A 20648-nucleotide genomic window follows, 5' to 3' on the forward strand; every position below is an offset into this window, starting at 1 on the left:
ATATTATCCTCTATTCTTTCTCATTTCTTTTTCAATTTTACGAAGCGCCTTTTTCGATCCGCGCTCAATATCGTGTTGCATTTTTCTTTCTTTATAATCGACAAATAGTGTATTTAAATCATATCCTTCTGGGTATAATTCTTTCGCCGCTACCTCTAAAGTAATACGTTTTACATTCACTTCAACGAATTCAGCATTATAATATACAACGACATTATAGAAATTATCTTTTTCCTTATAGATGATACCAAAATCATCATGATCCAATAAATTCACACGGTCGCCGATTTTATATTCATAGTCATTTTCTCTTTTTTCTTGCACGAATTTCGGTTTTCTAATTTTACTTTCATTCACTTTTTCTAAACGATATTCTTTATTCCCCATATACTCTTTCGCTCTTTGCAGTACATGTTCTTTTACGTTCATTTTATTTGCAATCCAAAGTGCATTACTTTCACCAGATTTACCGATCATTAATTTATAAAGCGGCTCCAATGTCTCACTATTAAATTGCATTGCCGCGTTCATAAAATCACCATGCATTTCTGAAAATCGTTTAATTTCACCGTAATGCGTACTCGCAATTGTAATACATCCTGCAAGGTAAAATTCTTCTAAAATTGATATCGCAAGCGCAGCACCTTCATTCGGTTCTGTGCCGCTTCCTATTTCATCAAATAATAGCAACGTATTATTATTTGACATCCTCATAATCTCGGAAAGATTTTTCATATGAGATGAAAATGTGCTTAGTGCGTTTTCAATACTTTGATTATCACCAATATCTACAAACACATTTTCAAAAATAGCAATTTCTGTTTCTTTATCTCCAGCAATGTGCAAACCAGACATCGTCGCTAATGTTAACAATCCAATTGTTTTTAGCACGATTGTTTTCCCGCCTGCATTCGGCCCAGTAATAATTAAACTACGGTATTCTTGACCGATTTCAAAGTTTAATGGTACTACTTTCTCACTTAAAAGCGGATGCTTACAATTCACTAAATGAATGTAGCCATGATCGTTTAATTTCGGCTCTATTCCATCGATCGATTTACTAAACTTCGCTTTCGCAAATACCATATCATATTGGCTAATCAATTCCATATTAATTTTTATATGATAAATATTTTCTAATACCATTCCTGATAAAGTTGCTAAAATTTGATACTCTTCCATCGCTTCTTCTGCTTTCCAACTTGCTAGTTCCGCATTTAACTTTGTAACCGTATGTGGTTCTATAAATACAGTAGAACCTTTTGCAGATGCTTCAACAATACTTCCCGCAACTTGATTTTTATAGGTAGATTTGATCGGAATCGTATAGCGATCATCCTTCTTACTAATAAAGAATTCCTGAATATATTTCTTATTTGCACTACTATTTAAAAACTTCGTTAAACGTTCTTTTATTTTTCCATCAACAGAATCAATGTTATTTCGAATTCGTTTCAACTCTTTACTAGCCGCTGCATCAATGCTATTTCCCTTAATCGAAAAATTAATTTCTTCTTCGATACTTTTAAATTCAGTCATTGAATTTGCATAAGAAGCTAATACTGGCGCAAAAAATTCTTTATCCATCATAAACTTTTTAATCTTTCTACACCCACGTAAAAAGTCTGAAACGCTCACTAACTCTGCTGGGTCTAAAATCATCCCTTTTTCTAATTTTTGAATTGTACTAGCAATATTAGAAATTCCGAAGAAAGGAACATGCCCTTCTGCATCTAGTATAGCTCGTGCTTCTGTCGTTTCATTTAAACGATTTCTCACTACTTTTATACTCGTACTCGGCACTAATTTATTTAATAATTCTTTTCCTAATCCACTTACACAATATGATTTCACTATTTCCATTAATTCGTTATATTGTAACTTTTCAAAAGTCATCGTATTCATTTTGTTTCTCCTCACTATGATTGATTTCTATCATCAATGAAGATACCTATTCATTAGATTCCAATGAGTTCTACATTATTCAATTACCATTTTTATACATTGAAAACATATACAAAAAAGCTGCGGGGATACCGCAGCTTTTACATTTACAAGGCAAGTGTAATAACGTATAAGGAAATAAGCCATCTAAAAAGTATATGGCACTCCTCATATTACACGCTTTATAAAGTAGTGTAGGTATCTTCATAGGTTTCGAAATAAATCCATGACAAAATTAGGGGTATGATGCACATAAAAATCCCCTGTTCTTATCCGATTTATTTCATTAAATTTTTCCTATTTAGAACCTACCGCACTCACAAAAAGCACCTCTCATTAATTTATATTATAGTCATTGAAATCTAATTTATTGAAATCATCATACTATATGTTTTATAAGAAGTAAAGGTGTCATACTTTAATAACTATACGGCATGTAAAAAAGAAGAGGAAAACTTATCTTCCAGTCTGCCTCTTCTTTTCATAGCAGATTTACTGCTGAACATATATTGAAACTGAGCCTCCACTTACGTGGAACTGCCCCCATCCATCCTTATTAATTGTTACAGTATTTATTTGATTATCCGTAATATCGTACCATACTTCCCCTGCGTTATTCTTTCCAACATCCATCCACTTTGATCCTCCTGGTCCATCAGAGATTAATGTCGCTAAACCAGAATTAGCATGTACACCATCACCTTCTCTTGTCCAGCCAATCACATCTGGATGGTCTAAATAATCACGCTGCGTACCATATGCAAAGTTTTTTCGTGCCGTCAAAATTGGATCAATTTTATCTTTTAACGCTGGAATTTCATAACTACTATTTCCGCTTGTCCCATAGTAATCACCATAGAAAACTGAAGGATAGCCCTCTGCACGTGTTAAAATAAATGCATATGCCAACGGTTTAAACCACGGATTTACTACAGATTCTAATGACTGCCCAGGCTGTGAATCATGATTCTCAACGAGAGTAACTGCGAGTGCAGGGTGATCTTGCATTACTGTTCCATTTAAAATATTTCTCATATCATAATTCCCATTTCCTTTTGAAGCATAATGAAAATTGTAATGAAGCGGTGCATCGAACACAGATTGATTATAATTGACTTTCGCCAAATAATTATTTAAAGCTTGGATATCATTTTGCCAATATTCAGCTACTGTAAACATTTCTTTCCCCGTTTGCTGTCTGACATGATTTACCCAATCGCGTAAATATTCATGATCGATATGTTTAACAGCATCTAAACGAAAGCCATCTAAATTTAATTCACTCGCATACCACGTTCCCCAATTTTTCATCTCATTCGCAACATCAGGATGATCAAAATCAAGATCTGCATACATCAAATAATCATAATTCCCATTCTCGCTAGACACTTCCCAGTCCCACGCTTTACCTATACCCCTAAATTTATAAATTCGATTTAATTTCCTTCCTTCATCCCAATCCGTTCCGTCAAAATGATACCATTTCCATTTGAAATTAGAATAAATATCTCCACGCCCTGGAAAGTTAAACCCCGTCCACGCATTAATTTGATAATCACCTGATACTTCAATATTTCGATTGTTACGGTCTACCTCAACAGCTGTTACGGTTTCAGTATAATCAGCCCCACCTTTATGGTTCATAACTACATCACCGTACACATCGATGCTTTGCTTATGTAAAGCTTCAATTGCAGATTTCAACTGTGCTTTTGTCCCATATTTCGTCCGCACCGTTCCCTTTTGATTGAATTCCCCCAAATCATATAAGTCATAAGCTCCATACCCTACATCATTTTGTGAAGTCCCTTTATATGCAGGTGGTATCCATACAGATGTGATTCCTTTATGAGCTAAATTTTCAGCATCAGTACGCAAACGATTCCAATGATCTCCATCATTCGGAGCGTACCACTCAAAATACTGCATTAATGTTCCATTGTTTATCGTTGCTGCCTCTACCTTATTATCCTCATATTTATTAGGGAAAAGAAAAACAAACAATAAACAGACTACCATAATCCTTTTCAACATATTTACACCATCCCCTTCAAGAAAGCGTTTGCATAATTCATTAAAATTATTATAATATTCGTTCTACCGTTAGTAAAGTAGTAATCTTTTAATCTCTCACATTATTTCTTGGGTGTAACTTCAAATATTCCATAAATACCCCCACATAGTTTAAAATTCACATCGTATTCAAAATTGTTTACAATTTACCTATAAAATCATAACGGAGGGATTTTCATGACAGACTTTCAAAAACAATATTTCACACGATTAAATATAGAAGAAAAAGAAACAGTTTCATTTGAAGATTTATCTCACATTATGTATGCAATGGCACAAACTGTTCCATTTGAAAACTTAAACGTTCTCGAAAATAACTTTAAAGAAATATCAAAAGAAAATCTAAAAGAAAAAATTTTAGTAAACAACCGTGGCGGTCTTTGTTATGAATTAAATCCTACTATGTATTACTTTCTTAAAGACTCTGGATTCGATGTTCATTTAGTTTCAGGGACAGTTTATAACGCTGCTAATTCTATATGGGCTGTTGATTCCGGACATGTCGCAACCGTTTTACAACATCATCATGAACTTTATTTAATTGAAGTTGGATTCGGATCATACTTACCTCTTGCACCTGTCCCTTTCTCAGGTGAAGTCGTTCACTCCATAACAGGAGATTATCGTATTCGCAAAGAAACGACTGAAAAAGGTAATTATATTTTAGAAATGCGTAAAAATAATGAGTTTCTAGATCAATCTTCTACTGATGATTGGACAGTAGGTTATGCATTTTACTTGGAAGAAGTAAATGTGGAAAAAGCAAATGCAGCACAAAAAATTATCGTTGAACATGAGGGTTCCCCTTTTAATAAAGTACCTCTTATTGTAAAACTAACTGAAGATGGGCATGCCTCTTTAACAAAAGATAGCCTTACAATAGCGAAAAACGGTAAAAAAACGAAAGAAACAGTTACAGACGAGCAATATAAAAATCTTTTACATTCAACGTTCGGTATTACATTATAACTTTTAAAGCCTTGCCATTTCCGGCAAAGCTTTTTATTTTCCAGCAGGGATTTTTTGCAATTTGTTGTATTTCATAGTTATATAGGAATATAACTACATATTTAGAAAGGAAATGATTATGACAGAACTTAAAGATCGACTACAAGTTGCTGATAAAGAAAAATGGGATTTAACGGACATTTACCATACAATTGAAGATTGGGAAAACGATTTTAATAAAATTGAAGTATTAACGAATGAATTGAACGAGTTTAATGGAAATATTCATGATGGGAAGAGTCTGCTAGCTTACTTAACAAAAAGTGAAGAAATATCTAGCATATTATCAATAATGTTCGCTTATGCAAGACTACAATCTGACCTTGATACACGTGATACTTCAAACCAAGCTCTTGTCGATAAAGTATCACAATTACATGTAAAAGTAAGTGCGGCTAAATCTTTCTTTTCTCCATTCTTGCTTAGTGTAGATGAAAACACATTGCATTCTTACATAGAAGAAACAGAAGGCTTACACTATTATAAAGAAGACTTATTTGAGTTATACCGTTATAAAAAACACGTTTTGAATAAAGACCAAGAAGAGATTTTATCACAAATGGGTGAAGCACTCTCCTCCCCGCAGCATACATTTGGCATGTTAAATAATGCAGATATACTATTTGGTGAAGTGACTAATGATGATGGAGAAAAAGTTAATTTAACACGCGGAATGTATGCAAAGTTAATAGAAGATGAGAATCGTGAGAAACGTAAAGAAGCCTATAAAGCTTATTACAAGCCATATGTTCAGTTAAAAAACTCTATCGCTTCTACTTTGTCCGCAGCTATTAAAAATAATGTTACTGTTTCAAAGCTACGAAAATATCCATCAGCTTTAGAAAAATCATTATTTGGCGACATGGTTCCGAAAGAAGTATATGAAAATTTAATCGATACGACGAAAAAAAATATTCAATCATTACATACATATAATGAACTTAGAAAAGAAAAATTAAATGTAGATGAACTACGACAATACGACTTGAGTGTTGATTTAGTAAAAGGTGTAAAACAAGACATTCCATACGACGAAGCGTTTGACATAATGATCGCGTCACTAGCTCCTTTAGGTGAAGAATATATCGAAACATTAAAAAGCTTTAAAGATAAACGCTATATAGACGTGAGAGAAACACCAGGAAAACGTTCTGGCGCTTATAACTTTGGTGTATACGGTGTTCATCCTTTCATTCTTTTAAATCATCATGATGATTTAAATAGCCTTTTCACCCTTACTCATGAATGTGGTCACGGTATGCATACGCATTACTCACACGGATACCAGCCAAGAATTTCTGCACATTATTCCATTTTTGTCGCAGAAGTCGCTTCTACAGTAAATGAAGTGTTATTAATTCATCATTTATTAAAAGAAGCAAAAGAGACTGATGTACGTAATCATTTAGTAAATCATTTCATCGAGAAATTTAAAGGTACCTTCTTTACACAAATCATGTTCGCAGAATTTGAAAAAATCACACATGAAATGGCCGAGCAAGGTAAACCATTAAATGCCCAAGTCTTTAGCGAAATTTATGAAAAGCTATTTAGAGAATATAACGGTGATTCACTTGTATTTGATGAAGAAGTAAAATATGGATGGTCTAGAATCCCTCATTTCTATCGTCCATTTTACGTGTACAAATACGCAACTGGATTCGCCTCTGCCATTCAAATCGCCGATAAATTATTAAGCGGTGATCCAAATGCACAGAAAAACTATATTGAATTCCTTAAAGGCGGAAGTTCTGACTATCCATTAAACCTACTGAAAAAAGCTGGCGTTGATTTAACTACGCCAGAACCGATTGAAAGTGCACTAAATCGTTTTAATGCACTTGTTGAAGAGTTTTCAGCATTGTAGAAAAAAGCATGCAGAGTATATGCTCTGCATGCTTTTTTCATTTGAATCACTTTATCCCGCATTAACTTGCAGCCCGACTCCCACCTAACTCTCTCGCATTCGCCGAATTTTGAGGCGGGAGTCTTACTGCCGCAAATAGCGGGATAAATTGCTTACGTATATAGAATAAGGATTGACATAATGTTAATGTCAATCCTTATTCTCATTCTATTTTCGTAACTAAAAAACAAATTTGTGTAACATACTCCTCTACTAAACAATCACATTCAGGTCCCTTTATATAGACTTCATATGGGTAACTATCTATTATATAGCCATTCCTTTCCACCCACTCTTCTAATGCCATATAAGCATAACCTATATAGTCATAGCTGCCATAATGCATAGTAGTAACGATTTGATGCTGATTTAGCTTTTTTATTTCGCACTCTTGTAATACGCCTCTATTGTCTTCATTCATAACCGGAATTCTTAATTCAATATCACTGTGATTTGGAATATACTCTTTATCATAAAAAACTACGGATGGAGAACCGACTATTTGAAAGCTATTTTTTTGTACTTTTTCATATAAGTCATAAAAATAATCATCCATATCATCTATATCTATTTGTAATCTTTGAGCAATTACCGTTATTTCATTTCTCATTCCAATTAATATATCGTAACTTCTATGACGAACAATATTTAAACCATTATTCATACTTACCATTTCATTCATTTCAGAAATAACCTGTAAATTTTGTTTCACCTCATGAGACAACTCTATAATTTGCGCTTGCATATGTTTAATAAATGAATTTTGATCTGCCGACTGGAGAATTACTTTAATTTTCGGTAAAGGAAACTTGTACTCCCTCAGCTTTTTAATTTTCAATGCTATTTCTAGCTGTCCTTGCTCATAATATCTATATCCATTTACCGGATTCACATATGCTGGTTTTAATATCTCCTCTTTGTCATAATGCCTTAACATCCGCGTACTCATCTTACAAATACGAGAAAACTCAGTGATGGTATACATATAAATACTCCTTGAATACATTTTCTTTTTTAAACTTATTAATTAAAACCAATCAAAAATCTTCCTAATTGAAAAATCTTTATTCTGATTTTTCAATCTCTTCATATTTGAAGGTAACAAATGAAGAGGACAATACCACGTTAAACAATTCATCGCGCCTCCCATTGTCGATATTTCTCCTACATGAATTTGAATAGCTTGTTTCTCAGTATGCTGTTGAATATATCGTAAAACTTCCTCATCTTTAGCTAATCCAAACTTAGGAACGTAAAGCGTATCACATGTTTCTAACATATTTATATATAAACCTTTTGCTGACGCTATCTCTTCATCGTATTGCCCCTTCTCTGTATATGACGAAGGAACAACTATAAATTCAGCCTCTGGCATTTGCTCTTGAATAATCTCTTGAATAATCTCTTGAACATTATATCTAAATTCATGATCCCCTAAAAAATCACTAATAAACATTATATGTTCATCAATAAATTTAACCATTCCGTCTGCGTGTGCAAGTACATCTCCCTCTTCAGCAGGAATAATAATAACCCGACTCACATCTAAATCCCATTCCAGTTGCTCTATAATTTCTTCTTCCGTCCAATCATAATTATCATCAAATATGCGTTCCGTTAATATAACGGTATCTTTTTTATTCCAAATAAGATTTCCACCGTCTAATATCAATGGAGATGTCACATATTCAAAGTCGTTCTTTTTCAACCATTTATTAAATTGTTGATCTAAATATCGTCCTTGATCTTTCGGTAAGTAATTTGGTTGATATTTGAATTTAACTAGATGATTTGTTACAACTGGTGCAACATCTCTTAGCCAAATATCATCATACTCAAAAAAGTTTGTATGAAAGTCTTGCTCTTCAACAGATAAAGATATAAGTTGATCGGTAAATGCTTTATTTTCATTTAAGTATTCATTAAAATAAATAATGTCTTCATAAAATGGTCGATAATATTCATTCGATTTATCTGGTATTGCAGTAAAAATAATTCCATTATGTTTTTGTTCCATATTATTTACCTCGCTTTTTAATAATGATTGAATAACTGTTTTCAATAAGCCAACTATTCCCCAATTCATTTCTCTTTTCATTACAATTTTTGAAACGTGCACATTTCATGAATGGATTATAGCACGGAGAAATATTATATATTTATATAAAAAATATAAAGCCGTCGTTAAGCCGTAAACTGACTCTTGACAAGATTTTAAAATTTCAATCGTCGTACACAATGAAGGATTAGATGATTTTTTTATCAAGATTCAAATCCATTACTTCTGATAGAGCGTTTTGATTATATAAATTCACTAAATGCGTTTCTACCCCTATACAAATTCCTTCTAGTGGAAGATCGTTTGGATCCTGACCAAATGGATCCTCAATTTCAACCCCTATTGCTTCAATCCCTATAAATGCAAAACTTATAAACGTAGTTGCAAGTACTGTAAACCATCCAAGACTATCAACAAGACCAATCGATAAAGTCCCGCAAAATATGAGCAGTAAAATTTTAATATGAGCAAAATACGCAAAAGGAATAGGCGTTGTTTTGATCCGATCACATCCACCCACAGCCGTAAGCAGAGTATTCAAATCATCTTCCATATTAATTATTGCATTTGGGTGAATTTGACCCGTTTTCAAACCTTTTGATAGTATAGTTTTTAACATAAAAACTATACTAATCGGTAAATGAATAGACTCAGTCAACATTTCTCTTTCCTTCTCAGAACAAATATCAAACAATGCTTTTATTTCGGATAAATCTTTTTCATCTCTCAAATGTCCTTTCGCTATCTTTGGAAAAGCAATTAATAGATGTAAAAATTTTAGTTTTTCCTGATCCGTCTTTTTCCCTTCGGACTCCCAATAACATAAAAAACTAACTGCTAAATTTCTAGTACAAGCACCAATCGTGCCAAATAACTTTCTACCTTCCCAGTACCTATCATAGGCAGTGTTAGTACGAAAAACTAACAGTAGACCTAAAGCTCCTCCAACAATTACCCAAGGGGTTTGATTCATTTTTATTGCTACATAATAATAATTAATTACAGTTACTACCGTTGAAGCGCATATATATAATAAAATCTGCGGGAAAATATCTCTTATAACTGTTCCCTTTAATGTAAATATTTGATGTAAACTATTTTGATTATTGTAATGAACCATATTTACCAAAACCTCTTTCTTGACTACTATTTTACGCTTTCTTTCATCTTAAAAATTATGAAAGTATACAATTAAATAGTAGAATCATAAACCCTATTATTATGAAACTAGTTAAGATTATTTCTTTCAATACCGTTACTCCTTTTTACCAAAAGATAAAACATCTTTTTTGATTTAAACAACAAATGTTCACTCTTCTAAATCACGACGTATTATTTTAGAATTTGCAATGAATAAAGCACTAATTAATACAAGAATCGCGCAAGCATATAACAATGAATCCATTGGACTATCATGGTCTATAATAATTAGACGAACAATAGCCGTAATACCTATATATATAAAATAACGTAATGGAAAATGAAAGTTCATTTAAAAATACTTTATAATCATTACGATGAATTCAAAATATAAAAAGAATACGACGATACTATCAATCAAATGATAACTAGATTCCTCACTATTTAATTTCAGTTCTTGTATAAATTGAATAACTTCTTTCATCAGAAACACACTTAAAACAATTCCCAAACAGATCAAAGCAACATTTAAAATGTACTGTAGAACGATAGGGAACAACGAAAAAACTTTTTTAAAATTCTTTAACACAAACATTTTTCTCCTTTTCCATATAAAACAATAATGACAATATACTTTATTTAATTATCATTACATTAAAATTATACATTTCATTCTTATTACAGATGTTAAAACAAGACAAAATAAGTAAAGATAGCATTTCACCTATTTTGTCTATAAAGCAACATAACGAAACTATAATCGATTACTTCAATTGAATCGGTTGTTGCTGTGTAACACAATGAATCATTCCGCCATTTTTATAAAGTTCTCTCACGTCAATTCCCACTACTTTGCGATCTGGGTATAACTTCTGAATCGTATCGTTTGCGATTTTATCATTTGGATCATTATAATTAGGAACCAATACCACTTTATTCCCAATATAATAATTGATATACGATCCTTTATAATCAAGAGTTTTTCCACCTTCTAAAGTAACTTTATCTTTACTAAGCGGTAAGTATTCATACTTATATTTCTTTCCTGAAGCATTTTTTGCATCTAACAATGTATCCATATCTTTGTTTGACAAACCCCATTCAGCCAAGTCATCTTCTGCCATCGTTACGATTGTAGATTTACCATGAAATTTAGCGAATCCATCAATATGAAAATCAGTAATATCTAAATTAGGCACTCCATCTAACCAAATAAAGTTTGTCACCCCAAGGTCACTTATATATTTTTCAATTCCCTCTTCTGATAAATCAGGATTTCTATTTTTATTCGTTACTGCGCTTCGAGTTAATAAAGCAGTCCCATTGCTGTCTAATTCAATTGCGCCACCTTCAAGGACAAATTTCCCCCAATCAATTCTTTCAATCCCTAATTGTTTACTAACATTCTCACGTATACGAGCATCATCTTTATATGGAGTTTTCTTTCCCCAACCATTAAATGCTGGATCTAATATTTTTAGATTTTTATTATTGTCATAAACAAAAATCGGTCCACTATCTCTTGCCCACACATCATCAGTAGGAGCGATAAAGAAATCAACTTTATCCATATTCAGCCCTTTATCTATTAAAAGCTTATTGATTCGCTCTTTCTCCTCCTCATCATATGCAACAATGTGGACTTTTTCACCCTCAGTTAAAGCACTTGCCATCTTAATCCAAATAGGTTCGACTTCTTGTTTATACTCTTGACCATATGTGTATTCATGAGGCCATTGTAGCCATGTACCTTCATGTTTATCTTTTTCATCCGGCATCGTATATTTTCCAGCGTTTTTCTGTACCTCTACTTTTTTATCCTCTTTCCCTTTGACATTTTCATTATTCCCCTCAAAAGAACATCCACTAATAATCGTTGTAGATAATGTAGCTATTAAACAAAGCTTTACTATTTTTTTCATTTTTCAACCTCCTGTTCATATCTACAATAATGTAAGGTTTAACATAGTGTGAAGCTCAAGCTTTTTCATCAATGTAAAAATTACCAATTATTCTTCCGCATGATAATCACATTATTTCAATACAAATAGATGACATTCACAAAATACATTTCCTATATTTAACACTAATATCATTTAACTTCCTTCATAAATTTATTCTAATATTAATCCCCTCTCATACCTGCTTGTTCACTAAATAAAACATTACTAAATAAAAAAATCGGTATTGATAATTTTATATCAATACCGATTTTCAAATAATTATTTTCCTTCTATTAAATCATTCGCTAATTTCCTAAACTCTTGATTAAATGTATCATTCATACCATTTTGTACGTTAGAGAATAATATTACAAATGTTCTTTTATCCCAGTTAAAATTATTAAAAGTGTTCCAACCAGCTAACACCCCATGATTATGATAATAATCTGGGTAAATATAGAAACTAAATCCATACTTTCTAGCAGGTGATACAGTAAACATATCTGATAAACTTTGTTTAGAAAGCAATTTACCATCCATAATTGCCTCATCTAACCTTTTCATATCATCAACTGTAGTGTACATTTCACCACAACCATATAGCCAATTCATTCTTAAACGAGGCGTAGCTACTAACTCATTATCTTTTTTCGTATATCCTTCTGCTAAAAACATATCTCCAGGGAAAGTTGCCCCCATCCCAGATTCATGCATGCCAACAGGAGTAAAAATATTTTCTTTCACATATTCAGCCAGCGGTTTATTCGATAACTTTTCTACAATATACGCAAGTACCATATAATTATAATCTGTATATTTCCATCCTGTCCCTGCAGGGAATTGCAACTTTTGCGCTCCAATCCATGTTACTAACTTTAAACGTGACGCCGCATCAACACTACCTTGTCCCTGATCTGGTAACCCCGAAGTATGCGTTAGCAAATTTCTCAATGTAATATTTTTATCTGCTGGAAATGACGGAATATATTTATTCACATTATCTTCTATATTTAATTTTCCTTTTTCTCTTAACTGCAATATAGATATTGCAACTACTGTTTTTGTAATGGAACCGATACGATATTTTGTACTTGGCGTTGTTAAAACTTTATCTTGTACATTCGCATACCCGTAGCCTTTTCGTAAAACTACATTATTTTTATCTGTTACGAGAACCGTTCCATTAAATCCTTTATCTTTTAAATATTGATCTAGTTTTGCTGCTGCAATCTCATAACGTTTTTGTTGATTCGCATCGACTTTCGGTTTATCATTTTCAAATTTATTCTTATAACCTGAAAAGGACTTTAAATTATATTTCTTATCTTTATTTGCATGTATGAGAGCAGCGACACTCCCACAAAAAATAGCAAAAATAAAGAAAACAATTAGCCATTTCTTAAACATATAGGGACCCTCTTTTATCCAGTTTCACTTTATACTTTTCCATTCTATTCCTATTCTATATCTATTAATTTCTAAACATTTTATAATTATATCATCTATCTATCATTCATCATATTACACTAGATTCCTTTTTCTCACACTCAAATTTTGACTACTCTCTATTGTATTTCTTTTTTGTAAAATTTCCACCTTACAATCGGATGCATCCAACTTGAATTTCAATTTCTTATGTAACATTCGCTACACATTAACAAGAATGGAGGTGTTAATTTGAAAAATACTGATAAACGCAATCGTTTAGATGATTTGATGTTTCATTATCGAGTAACAAAAAATAACATAGTTATAATCGAATATTACAGAAAACAGATTATGATTTTAAAAGGAAATGACGTTGAAAAATTTTTAAACAAAATAACTCGGGCAAATAATGAAAAAGAAAAACAACTTATTATGGCTAAAATTACAGGTAACTTCAAAAGAGGAAATGAACGCTAATGAAAACGAATCTCATTTATAACTTGATTATACAACATATTAAAAAAGAAATGTCACTCCCACGACATTTCTTTAGATTTTCTTCATAAAAGATTTACATTTTTAATATTCTTTTACTTTTACATAAACTTACCGCTGAGATACTTAGTAATGCAGCTATACCCATCCATGCATATGTGTAGCCTTTTCCATCTACTATATAACCAAACAAAGCAGGTGCAAGGATAATAGCAATTTGATTAAGTGTAAGCGCAAAACTCACTGTTAGGCCTATCAATTCCTCACTTGCAGACTCAGCAACTTCAACCATAAAAAGACTAAACCAACCGATTGAAAAGAACCCTAACAGTCCACTTACCACAAATAATGCTTCAATCATCATTGTGTGTATATTCATTACAGTAACTAAAATTAAACAAAAAGAAATACATACAGTTATTAATAAAGGTGTATGACGATCCCCTTTGTAATATGTATCACTTATTGTAGCTAATATAATTCGGCCTATCATTCCTGCAAATAGCATAACCGAAAATACTTCCCCTGCTAAAATAGGTGTTATCGATTTTTCAACAGCTAAAAATTTCATAAAATGTCCGACTAATATCATTTGCAAAGAAATCATACAAATACCCGTAATTAAAATTGGATACAGATCATTTTTATATATCACCTTTTTTAACTGTGTCCAAAAAGACAGACTTACATTTTCTTGGCTAGTGTGTTCCCGGGCGTACGATTCCCTATAAAATATGAAAAACAATAACCCGCTTACTATACATATAGTTGCAATAACATTTATCGTATAAGCTAAACTAAATTTAATTGTAAGCAAAGGGATTATTACTCCTGCGAACGCTCCGCCAATAGGTATACCAGCTTGCCTAATTCCCATAGCTAATCCACGTATTTCTTTCGGAAACCATTTCAAGATTACTTTACTTCCCCCTGGCTGGGATACGCTATAAAAAGTCCCTATTAAAAGAAGGACAAATAACAGCCCAATAAATCCCCTTGCCGTATGAACAAGTAAAAGTGCCCCTCCAAGTAACACAGAACTCGCTCCAATTAATATTCTTTCGTTATATCGATCAAGCAACCTTCCAACAAAAAGCATACAAAAAAGTGGACCAATGTTCACGGCACTTATTAACAAACCAACTTGCATATTCGAAAGTGCATATTTTTGTTTCCAAAATAAAGCGAACACCCCTACGCCATATGTTATAAGTGTTGCACTTGCCTGTGCTACCGTTGCCAAAGCTAACATGATCCATTTATTAGAACTACCGTACCTTTCAATTTTTTCTTCACTTATCAACGTTATCTCCCCCATATCCCTTTCATTGTATGGAGGTTCTGATATCATGTAAAATAAACATTAAGAATAGAATCCATCAAAAAAATTGATACCTTTTTCGGAGGGATGATATGTGGACATTAAAGATTTAACTGTTTTTTACGAAGTAGCGAGAGAAGGAAATATATCTCACGCCGCTAAAAATTTAAACTATGTACAATCTGGCGTAACGATGCGCATAAAACAACTAGAAAACGAATTAGGTGTGCCTTTATTTTATCGAAACGGAAAAGGCGTTACTTTAACTTCTAACGGAGAAATTTTATTAACATATGCAAAACAAATCATCCACTTAATGGATCAATCCATTAAAGCTGTTCAAAGTAATGGAACCCATCCGAAAGGAACGTTAAAAATCGGGTGTACAGAATCTACAACGGCCGTTCACCTCCCTTCTATATTAACGACTTATTACGAAAAATTTCCAGAAGTCGAATTCATTTTAGAAACAAATACGACAGACCAACTAACTACGCTCGTTTTAGAGCGAAAACTGGACGGGGCTCTTATCGCTGGAAATATTCAGCACACTGGACTTCATACAATTTTATTTCGCGAAGAAGAATTAATTCTCATTAGCAAGAACCCTTTATCTTCCCTTAAAGAACTAGGCGAAATGAATTTACTCGCTTTTAGTCACGGTTGCTATTATAGAAGACTATTAGAAAACTGGTTGCAAGAAGAAGGAATCTCACCTAAAAGATTACTAGAGTTTGGAACAATTGAAGCAATACTTGCATGTGTAAAATCAGGTATGGGCGCGGCTATTATGATGAAATCTATTATTCCCGATTACGAACATGGTTTATCTTTAAATACATTACCAAATAACTTTAAAAAGGTTCCTACTACCTTTATTACTCGAAAAGATATTTTTCACTCAGCTGCCTTACAAGAATTTACGGAGATGATCAACAATGCGTGAAAAGAAAATACGCGGTATGGGGCGAAGAACAAAAACTCTTATAAAAAGAATTGAAGACGCTACTAAAGCCTTTCCATCTACTTTCTATAACTGTGAATCCTGGCACATCCCTTTACCAGTCTCACAAACTTTTATCGATTCTAGTAAAACACCTAAGAAAGTAAAGCGATTGTGCATTCAAACCTTATTAAATCAAGCGAATCAATTAATGACAATAAAACCGAACGATACAAATACATATCGAGTCATTGTTTTAATCACTGTAGCAAGCTTATGGCACTCACAAATCATCATATTTAAAACCGATGAATACTTTCACAATTTTTTCAATAGAGATAACGAATTTCAAAAATGGATTCCACTTTCAAATGCGTCCGACTTTGGGCATGAATGGAGAATATCAATTTCTAACAACGTCCAAACATTGCATTTCCAAGAGATAATTAATAATGAAGATGGATTTTATGATGAAGGAGAAATTTTGTTCATTGGAGAGTTAACATAATACAATTATATCCACGATTCGATAATAGTAGCACTCTATATAAACAACACTAACATCAAGCAATTTTGCAATACTAACAAGTTTCGTCCTACTCCATCCGTATTGTATTAATTCTTTTTCCGCTGCATCCAAAACAACATTTCTCGTTAATGTCTTTTCTGTCATTTTACTAACCGTCCATTTTGTTTTTATATAGATAGGAAGTGTTGTCTTCTGTATAAGACAACACTTCCTTAATTACTTAAAAATTACATAACAAATTTTTAATTACCTCTTTAAGTACTACATCTGGATTTACTACCGCTTTTTCCGTACGCCATCCAATAAAGCCATCTGGTCTAATTACTATAGCTCCTTCATGCCCTATCCCATATAATTCACTAAAAACATTTTCTTGAGCAACAAAGTCTCCACTTAAACCAACCCGATATACTTTTATACTTACTCCTAATTCAGATGAAACGTCATGTGCCGCTTCAGTCCAAACACTAGGCTCTGCCCCAGTAAGTAACACAAAGTTGCTACCGAATAGATCAAGTATAGAAACTTCCTTTCCTTCATAAATCCCCAAAAAATGTGGTGCGCGTGTTCCCGGGCGTCCGTTCAAATCTACTATATCCATTCTATGCGGAGTATTGTATTCTTCTATAATTGCTTCTGAAGAATACTGATAGCCAACAGTAACAGCTAAACTATCCATATTACTCAAATTACTTTCATCTCTACCCGCAGCACGAAATAATATACTACTTGCATGGTCCGTCGTTAATTTTGCAACAGGATATCTCTCTTCATGATACGTTGCTAACAATTTTGGATTTGCTTTCCCTTTTAAAACAGCCGCTAATTTCCAAGCTAAATTATGTGCATCTTGTATTCCTGTATTTGAACCGAATCCTCCTGTTGGCGGCATAATATGTGCCGAGTCACCAACTAAAAAGATGCGATTGGCTTGAAATTTTGTCGCAGTACTTTCAGTCGCTTCCCACGGTAAAACACTTAATATTTCCGTTTCAATATTTGTGCTACCGATTGCAGTTTGAATAATTTGTTTACAGCGTTCTATAGAGAAATCCTCTGGTCTCTCTCCTTTTATTGGATCATAAGCTACATGATAAATCCATTTCCTTACGTTATCAACCGGAATAAGTGCACCAAGCACTTCTGGATGTCGTATCATCGTAAAACCAAATGCGTCCCCTTTTATAAATTCACTCAAATCAGCTTCAAAATATATGTTCATATAATAACCACCGATTGTACCGCGGCCCTCGGTTAAAATCCCTAACTCTTCACGTATGTTACTTTTCGCCCCATCCGCTGCAATTACATAATCACAATGAATCATGCTCTCTTCTTTCGTTTCACGATTTCGAATCGTTGCTATTACTCCGTTTCCATTTTGCTCATAAGAAACTAGTTCATGATAAAAAGATAGCTTCCCGCCTAATCTCTGTGCTTCTTGCAACATCATCTCTTCTAAAGTAATTTGATAACAAGCAGTTTGTTTTGATGGGCTAATCTCTTCCACTTTACGAACTAACTTTTCGTTATTTTCATACTGTGCCACCCTTATTTGTTCCAACTCTTCATTCTTCACCTCAGCTATTGTTTGAACCGCAATTCTCCCGTGACAATTCTCTAATGCTTTACCAGCTAATCGAATTCTTTTTTCTAGACCTAATTCTCGAAATAACTCCATCGTACGAAAAGTAATCCCGCCTGCTTTCGGATGAATTGCAGTAGACGGATGCCTTTCAATAAGTAAGTACTCAATGTTCTGTTTTCCAAGAAATAACGCAGACGATAATCCTGATAATCCCCCTCCAACAATTAAAACTGGTACATGTTTTGATTTCATATATTTTCCCTCCACATATATTCTTCTGAGCTCAGTGACATAAATATAATCAAAAAAACAACAAAAATATAGACTTATATTTCATTTTGAATTACCATATAGATAGATTACTCCCCAAATTACTTTTGTCATTTTATACCTCTATAATCTCGAAAATTATGTATGTATAAAATGGAAAAATAAGAAGAGCCTTCTAAAGTAGACATTAAAAAATATCTTATGATTATAAATTTGTGAATCCCCCTAAGTTTAATTTTAGGGGGATTCTTCATTAAATATAGATACCATAGCGACTAATACTTCATAACCTTCACCATCTATAGACGAAGCATTGTTAGATCATTTTCTATTTTTTAAACTTCATCCATTGTATTACGTAAATCTTCTAATCCTTTTCTATTCCCTATAATAAATGCTTCATGATTTTCATTATCTAAAAATTGATTCGTCTCGATTTTCTTTCTCAATATTGCACCTCATACAACAATCATGTAGCATTACCGTATCGATGTAATGGTTCATCATCTTAAACCTTTCGACTAATTATTGGAGGTACAGTGATTGAAATGAATAAACAAGAACAGTTAAATATTATTAAAGAAGATTTTATTGATTGTCAAAAAGTATTAGTAGCAATTGGTGATGAAACACGTCAAGCTATTTTGTTAGTTCTAATGAAAACGGAATGTCAAACAGGATTACGTGTAGGAGAAATCACTAAACAAACACACCTTTCTCGACCAGCAGTATCACATCACCTTAAAATTTTACGAGAAGCCGGTATTATTTTAATGCGAAAAGAAGGTACAAAAAACTTTTATTATATTGATATACGTACAAAATTAGGTTTATTAAAAAATCTTGTATTAGATATTGAGAAGCTAATGCAAAACTTTTATTGAAATAAGGATACGGTATTTGGAGGTATAGGAAATGAGAGCAATGGTAATTGATAAATATGGGAAAGTCCCAATGCGTATGACAGAGATGCCCACTCCTGAAATAAATGAGTATGAGGTGCTCGCAGAAATTCATGCAGCTAGTATTAACCCAATTGATTTTAAAATACGCGATGGAAAAGTGAAGATGTTGCTTAAATATAAAATGCCCCTAATCCTTGGGAATGACTTTTCCGGTGTCATCGTAAAGGTTGGAGCAAAAGTGACCCGCTTTAAAGTTGGTGATGAAATATATGCACGTCCAAGAAAAGGTAAAATCGGTACTTTTGCGGAATATATAGCCATTCATGAGGATGATATAGCCTTAAAGCCAAAAAATTTAAGTTTTGAGGAAGCTGCTTCGATTCCACTTGTTGGCTTAACATCATATCAAGCATTACATGACATCATGCAATTACAAAAAGGACAAAAGATTTTGATTCACGCTGGATCCGGTGGTGTCGGTACTTTCGCTATTCAGTTAGCAAAAATAATGGGTGCTACTGTTGCAACGACTGCTAGTGAAGCTGGGGCGAATTTAGTAAAATCTCTTGGTGCAGATGAAATTATTAATTACAAAACAGAGAAATTTGAAGATATACTAAAAAATTATGATGCTGTATTTGATACAATCGGCGGGAAAACCCTTGAAAAATCATTCGATATTATAAAAAGCGGAGGGGAAATTGTTTCCGTTTCAGGAATACCGAATGCTCGCTTCGGTAAAGAATTTGGTTCAGGATTTTTTAAAACTCTCTTATTTTCATTAGCAAGTAATAAACTTACTACCCTTGAAAAAAAGCATAATTCTCAATATTCGTTTTTATTTATGAAGCCAAGTGGGGATCAATTACGTATAATTGCAAACTATATTGAATCCGGAAAAATCAAACCTATAATCGATCGAGTTTTTCCTTTTGAAGATGCTCAAAAAGCAATGGAATATTCGGAGTCTGGAAGAGCAAAAGGTAAAATAATTGTAAAAATCAAATAATAATTAAACAAAGCAAGTTTACTATGTAGTTCGCTCAATAATGAATGATAACAAAACTCCATTTTGATCAATCTTTTTGAAAAATGG

Annotated in this window: 17 protein-coding genes and 1 pseudogene; 7 read left to right on the forward strand and 11 right to left on the reverse strand. The window is 32.9% G+C overall.

Features of this window, described 5'->3' with window-relative positions; genetic code table 11:
• Positions 1-3: 3 nt before the first annotated feature.
• Both CQZ94_RS09430 and amyS read right to left on the reverse strand, forming a co-directional pair.
• Positions 4-1905 carry an endonuclease MutS2 gene (locus tag CQZ94_RS09430; RefSeq protein ID WP_105585196.1) on the reverse strand — a complete coding sequence of 634 codons (1902 nt, stop codon included), beginning with the start codon at positions 1903-1905 and terminating at the stop codon, positions 4-6.
• A gap of 531 nt (positions 1906-2436) precedes the next feature.
• Positions 2437-3978: an alpha-amylase gene (gene amyS / locus CQZ94_RS09435; RefSeq protein WP_105585197.1), complete on the reverse strand. Its 1542-nt coding sequence runs from the start codon at positions 3976-3978 to the stop codon at positions 2437-2439.
• 216 nt (positions 3979-4194) lie between these two features.
• On the opposite strand from amyS, the gene CQZ94_RS09440 reads away from it, so the two are divergent.
• Both CQZ94_RS09440 and pepF read left to right on the forward strand, forming a co-directional pair.
• The gene (locus CQZ94_RS09440) at positions 4195-4986 is read left to right on the forward strand and encodes an arylamine N-acetyltransferase family protein (protein ID WP_105585198.1); all 792 of its coding nucleotides are present in this window, start codon (positions 4195-4197) and stop codon (positions 4984-4986) included.
• A 118-nt stretch (positions 4987-5104) separates the two neighbouring features.
• Positions 5105-6892: an oligoendopeptidase F gene (gene pepF, locus CQZ94_RS09445; protein ID WP_105585199.1), complete on the forward strand. Its 1788-nt coding sequence runs from the start codon at positions 5105-5107 to the stop codon at positions 6890-6892.
• Between the two features lie 202 nt (positions 6893-7094).
• Here pepF and CQZ94_RS09450 read toward each other — a convergent pair whose 3' ends face one another.
• From CQZ94_RS09450 to CQZ94_RS09475, 6 genes and pseudogenes are all read right to left on the reverse strand, one after another.
• Positions 7095-7916, reverse strand: coding sequence for a MerR family transcriptional regulator (locus tag CQZ94_RS09450; RefSeq protein ID WP_105585200.1), 822 nt, complete (start codon positions 7914-7916; stop codon positions 7095-7097).
• 42 nt (positions 7917-7958) lie between these two features.
• Entirely contained in the window at positions 7959-8948 is a 990-nt protein-coding gene (locus CQZ94_RS09455; RefSeq protein WP_105585435.1) for an agmatine deiminase family protein, read from the reverse strand.
• A gap of 229 nt (positions 8949-9177) precedes the next feature.
• The gene (locus CQZ94_RS09460; protein WP_105585201.1) at positions 9178-10110 is read right to left on the reverse strand and encodes a bestrophin family protein; all 933 of its coding nucleotides are present in this window, start codon (positions 10108-10110) and stop codon (positions 9178-9180) included.
• A 189-nt stretch (positions 10111-10299) separates the two neighbouring features.
• A pseudogene (gene psiE, locus CQZ94_RS09465) lies at positions 10300-10719 on the reverse strand (phosphate-starvation-inducible protein PsiE).
• Positions 10720-10894: 175 nt separating this feature from the next.
• On the reverse strand, positions 10895-12052 hold the full coding sequence (locus CQZ94_RS09470; protein WP_105585202.1) for an agmatine deiminase family protein: 1158 nt from the start codon (positions 12050-12052) through the stop codon (positions 10895-10897).
• Between the two features lie 300 nt (positions 12053-12352).
• Positions 12353-13480: a serine hydrolase domain-containing protein gene (locus tag CQZ94_RS09475; protein ID WP_105585203.1), complete on the reverse strand. Its 1128-nt coding sequence runs from the start codon at positions 13478-13480 to the stop codon at positions 12353-12355.
• 270 nt (positions 13481-13750) lie between these two features.
• Here CQZ94_RS09475 and CQZ94_RS09480 point away from each other — a divergent pair, with 270 nt between their 5' ends.
• A complete protein-coding gene (locus CQZ94_RS09480; RefSeq protein ID WP_105585204.1) occupies positions 13751-13978 on the forward strand; it encodes a hypothetical protein in 228 nt (75 codons plus the stop codon).
• 94 nt (positions 13979-14072) lie between these two features.
• Here the strand turns inward: CQZ94_RS09480 and CQZ94_RS09485 are convergent, their stop codons facing one another.
• Complete coding sequence (locus CQZ94_RS09485) at positions 14073-15299, reverse strand: MFS transporter (protein WP_105585205.1); 1227 nt, start codon at positions 15297-15299, stop codon at positions 14073-14075.
• A 112-nt stretch (positions 15300-15411) separates the two neighbouring features.
• Between CQZ94_RS09485 and CQZ94_RS09490 the strand changes: the two genes are divergently transcribed.
• Positions 15412-16263 (forward strand): LysR family transcriptional regulator, encoded by an 852-nt coding sequence (locus tag CQZ94_RS09490; RefSeq protein WP_105585206.1) that lies wholly within the window; start codon positions 15412-15414, stop codon positions 16261-16263.
• Positions 16256-16768, forward strand: a complete 513-nt coding sequence (locus tag CQZ94_RS09495; RefSeq protein ID WP_105585207.1) for a DUF3916 domain-containing protein — start codon at positions 16256-16258, stop codon at positions 16766-16768. The genes CQZ94_RS09490 and CQZ94_RS09495 overlap by 8 nt, the downstream gene beginning before the upstream one ends.
• Here the strand turns inward: CQZ94_RS09495 and CQZ94_RS09500 are convergent.
• Positions 16760-16933, reverse strand: coding sequence for a hypothetical protein (locus CQZ94_RS09500; RefSeq protein WP_242235446.1), 174 nt, complete (start codon positions 16931-16933; stop codon positions 16760-16762). The genes CQZ94_RS09495 and CQZ94_RS09500 overlap by 9 nt on opposite strands.
• A 76-nt stretch (positions 16934-17009) precedes the next feature.
• Complete coding sequence (locus CQZ94_RS09505; protein WP_105585208.1) at positions 17010-18629, reverse strand: FAD-dependent oxidoreductase; 1620 nt, start codon at positions 18627-18629, stop codon at positions 17010-17012.
• Between the two features lie 557 nt (positions 18630-19186).
• Between CQZ94_RS09505 and CQZ94_RS09510 the strand changes: the two genes are divergently transcribed.
• Complete coding sequence (locus CQZ94_RS09510) at positions 19187-19531, forward strand: ArsR/SmtB family transcription factor (RefSeq protein ID WP_105585209.1); 345 nt, start codon at positions 19187-19189, stop codon at positions 19529-19531.
• Between the two features lie 31 nt (positions 19532-19562).
• Entirely contained in the window at positions 19563-20561 is a 999-nt protein-coding gene (locus CQZ94_RS09515; protein ID WP_105585210.1) for an NADP-dependent oxidoreductase, read from the forward strand.
• The last annotated feature ends 87 nt before the right edge of the window (positions 20562-20648 follow it).

Origin of the sequence: Bacillus sp. MYb209, assembly GCF_002975175.1 — a bacterium.
GTDB lineage: Bacteria > Bacillota > Bacilli > Bacillales > Bacillaceae_G > Bacillus_A.